This is a genomic window from Methylorubrum zatmanii (genome assembly GCF_014845115.1).
GTDB classification, from domain to species: domain Bacteria; phylum Pseudomonadota; class Alphaproteobacteria; order Rhizobiales; family Beijerinckiaceae; genus Methylobacterium; species Methylobacterium zatmanii.
Genome location: NZ_NKUI01000274.1, coordinates 1 through 3373, shown reverse-complemented (window position 1 = coordinate 3373; position 3373 = coordinate 1). Strand labels below are relative to the sequence as shown.

At 70.6% G+C, this 3373-nt stretch carries 5 protein-coding genes; 3 read left to right on the top strand and 2 right to left on the bottom strand.

The features are described from left to right. A partial coding sequence (locus MZTS_RS23305; RefSeq protein ID WP_192285636.1) for an IS5 family transposase occupies nucleotides 1-455 on the top strand: 455 nt, incomplete at its 5' end. 506 nt (nucleotides 456-961) lie between these two features. Then, nucleotides 962-1294: a hypothetical protein gene (locus MZTS_RS23300; RefSeq protein ID WP_192285635.1), complete on the top strand. Its 333-nt coding sequence runs from the start codon at nucleotides 962-964 to the stop codon at nucleotides 1292-1294. Between the two features lie 96 nt (nucleotides 1295-1390). Here the strand turns inward: MZTS_RS23300 and MZTS_RS23295 are convergent, their stop codons facing one another. Both MZTS_RS23295 and MZTS_RS23290 read right to left on the bottom strand, forming a co-directional pair. Further along, the gene (locus MZTS_RS23295; protein WP_192285633.1) at nucleotides 1391-2206 is read right to left on the bottom strand and encodes a hypothetical protein; all 816 of its coding nucleotides are present in this window, start codon (nucleotides 2204-2206) and stop codon (nucleotides 1391-1393) included. A 62-nt stretch (nucleotides 2207-2268) separates the two neighbouring features. Next, nucleotides 2269-2796: a hypothetical protein gene (locus tag MZTS_RS23290; protein ID WP_009864756.1), complete on the bottom strand. Its 528-nt coding sequence runs from the start codon at nucleotides 2794-2796 to the stop codon at nucleotides 2269-2271. Between the two features lie 160 nt (nucleotides 2797-2956). Here MZTS_RS23290 and MZTS_RS23285 point away from each other — a divergent pair, with 160 nt between their 5' ends. Next, a complete protein-coding gene (locus MZTS_RS23285) occupies nucleotides 2957-3286 on the top strand; it encodes a hypothetical protein (protein WP_192285629.1) in 330 nt (109 codons plus the stop codon). The last annotated feature ends 87 nt before the right edge of the window (nucleotides 3287-3373 follow it).

Below are 3373 nucleotides of genomic sequence, written 5' to 3'. Positions count from 1 at the left end.
CCATAAAGGGGGGATCTGCGGCCGAGCGAGATGCTTGTGAAGCACTTGGCCGCTCTCGTGGCGGCTATGGCACCAAGGCTTGCTTGGTCGCCGACGGACGAGGGCGCGCCGTTGCCTTCCGCATCGCTCCGGGGCAGGCCCACGAACTGCCTCACGCCATTCCGCTCCTCGACCAATTGCCCGGCGTGCCCAAGTGGGTCGTGGGCGACCGAGGCTATTCCAGCCACGGCTTCCGCGAGCACATCTGGACCACCGGTGCGCGTCCCGCGATCCCAACCAAACGCAACGAAGAGCAACTCGCCTGCCCGGACTGGGCCTACAACAACCGCAACATCGTCGAGCGGTTATGGGCGCGCCTCAAAGAGTGGCGCGCCGTCGCCACCCGCTACGAGAAGACCGCCGTCAGCTTCGCCGCTGTCCTCTGCCTCGCCGCAACGCTCGACTGGCTCAGGTGACGACAGGCCCTAGCATAGGGAGCACGTGCGCCCCCTTCTATAGGGAGCCGTTAAAATCCCGAAGGGTTGTCCTGGCGTTACTCCATTAGAAAGAATCGAGGATCCGAGGAAAAACTAGGGGGAGCACGTGCTCCGAATACTGCGCACGTGCTCCCCAATGAGGGCGGCCCTCTATCCACAGGATGATGGGCCGGCCCCGGGGCCGATCACGCCAGGTTTGGGGCCTGCTCGGGATGGGCCTGGGAACGCCCAAAAACGGGTGAAACGATTTTACGAAGTTTGCCGGGACCTCGAAAATCGGCCTTTTATTGAGTCCCGAGAGTCGCTTGAGCGTTCTTATGTTTTTCTTATGTTGGTGGGCGCACACGGGCCGACGTCGGGCCGACGTCAGGCTGACGTGCGCCCACGGGGGCCAGGGAAGCCTTTACCTTCCCGAACGGCAGCACGTTGACGGCGGAGTCCTTGTCGATTCTCCTGGGCTCACGCCAACCGCAGGAGACACCCCCATGGGCATCGCGACCGACCTCAGCCTCGACGCCGGCAGCCGCCTCGGCCTCGTGGGGGCCGGTCTGCATGTCGGCATCCAGCGCGCCATGTCGGACATCCGCCGGGAGCAGCGCCGCGAGACGAACGCCGTCGCCGATGTCGCCCTCCGCCTCCGCGAGGCCCGCCTTGGGCAGGTCGCCGCCCTGCGCCGCGCCGCCGCCGCCGAGGCCCGGGTCGCCCGCGCCGAGGAGGAGGCCCGGGGAGCGCAGGCGGAGATCCGGATGCTCCGCGAAGCTCTCCGCGCCGAGAGGTCGCTGACCGCCGGCCTCAAGGAGATCTGCGGCGTCGCCTGACCGGGCACCGCGCAAAGCAAAGGGCCCGCCGGGATGACCGGCGGGCCCTTCTCGTTTCAGGAATCCGTGGAGGGTCAGTAGGCTCCCCGCGGGCGGTTAGCCTCGGGCGTACCGGATCGCTTCGTCCGCGGTCGCGTCGAACCGCGGCTCCGGGCGGGTCGGGCTGGCGGCCGGCCCCCGCTTCATCATTTCCGCAACGCCCTCGCGCTCGCCACGCATGCTGCGCTTGGCGCTGGCGAGGATGTCCGCCTTCATCTCCTCGGTGACCAGCGTCGGGTCGACCGTCGGCGCTGGTCCGACCGGCAGAAGGGTCGGCAGAAGGGGGGACACGTCCGACGCCTTCTCGGGCGCCGTGTGGCGCTTCAGGGCCTCCGGCGCCATCGCGAGCGCGGCCTCGATCTGCGTGTGCGAGAGCGAGCGGACCCATTCCGCTGCGGGCTCCGAAATCCAGCGGATGTGCGGCGCGAGCGCCTTCTCGCCGCCGTCGCGGTACGCCTCAACGGCGTGCTGCAGGAAGTGCCCGGCGCCGACGTGTGGCCGATGCACGATGACGTCGCCGACGCCGGCCGCGTCCATCATCTTCTGGATCTCGTCGTCCGAGATCGCCGCGCCCTCGGCCAGGGCTCGGCCGGTCACCGGCGGAACCGGCAGCATCGAGCCGATCACCGACCCGACCTCGCGGGCGACGGCGCCGGGGGCCCGGAGCGCGACCTCGGCGGTCACCGCGGCCGCGTCGGCGGCGACCTCGACGCCCCGGTCGACGGCGCGGCCGGCGGCGCGGGCGCGGTCGCGCAGCCAGGGCAGGCGGCGGGTGACGGGCTCGATCGCCTCGTCGAAGGCGTCCGAGAGGTAGGACCAGGCCCCGCGCATGGCGTTGGCGATGGCGGCGAGGACTCGGGCGAGAGCGGTCATGACTGGGGTCCCTGCGGGGGCTTGGCCCAGCGCCAGCCCCTCTACCGAGAAGTGTGCTCGCGTCACATGCAAGTATCCACCTGCGCACGTGCGCCCGGCTCGCCCAGGGCCTCCACCTCGGCCCGGGTCGCCCTCCGCCAGTAGGCCTGCCGGGCCGTGCAACGCTCTGCGAAATAGGCACTTTCGCCGACCCGGTGGACCCCGTCGCGCAGCCCGTGCGCCCCGACGAATCGGGTGAGCTCGCGCGGTAGGCCCGCCGCGTCGGCACGGGCGGCGTGCCCGCGGTCGAGGGCGCGCTCGGCGGCCCCGGCCGGGTCCACGCGGTCCCATGCGTGGGCGTAGCCGATCGGCTCCAGGCCAGCCGGCCCCACGAGGAACAGGGTGCCCTCGGCCGGCTCGCGGCCGCGCGCCGTTGTCACGACCTCGCCGACCGGGAGCGTGAAGGCCGGCTGCCACCGGGTGCGCTCCGCATCGAGGTAGTGCGTCTCGCTCGGGAAGGGGCGCCCGGTGACGAGGCGCTCCGCCGTCTGCGTCCGCGTCCCGGCCCAGACGTCGACCCGCCGGACGGTCGTCCCGGCCCGCAGGACCACCCTTGCCGTTTCGGCCCCGCAGTCCCGATCGGGACTCCCCGATTCGTATCTCGCTAAGGACAAATTAGAACCCTCCTCGCGTTCTGCACCGAATCGCACTACCTGTATGCCTGTGACGGACTAGATATCACGTCATGACAGGTGTTTACAGGAGGGTTAGATGGAACGCAGGGGAGAGTTTAGGGCGTCGCCGGCGGTGCTGCGGCAGCACCTCGCCGAGGGCGAGGGGTACGCGGACATCGCCCGCAGGTACGCCGTCGGCGAGAACGCGGTGCGGTACCGGTGCCGGCGGCTCGGGCTGCGCGAGCTGGTGAACGGCAAGGCGCCTAATGAGGCGGCGCTCCGGATGGCCCTGGCGATGAGCGACGTTTCCATTAAGCGGATCGCTCAAGTCTTCGGCGTCGAGGCCCGCACGATCTGGGTGGCCGCCCGGCGCTACGGCCTGCCCACGGACGAGCGGGGACGCGAAGCCCTTCGGGACGCACGCTGATGGCCCGGCGCGCCCCCCTCCACGACGAGGACGTCCGCCGCTGCTTGGCCGCCGCCGTCGACCTTGCCGGCGGCCAAGCAGCGGCGG

Coding starts and splice junctions, on each gene's coding strand:
- MZTS_RS23300 (WP_192285635.1), top strand. CDS start 962: ATGGGCATCGCGACCGACCTCAGCCTCGACGCCGGCAGCCGCCTCGGC.
- MZTS_RS23295 (WP_192285633.1), bottom strand. CDS start 2,206: ATGACCGCTCTCGCCCGAGTCCTCGCCGCCATCGCCAACGCCATGCGC.
- MZTS_RS23285 (WP_192285629.1), top strand. CDS start 2,957: ATGGAACGCAGGGGAGAGTTTAGGGCGTCGCCGGCGGTGCTGCGGCAG.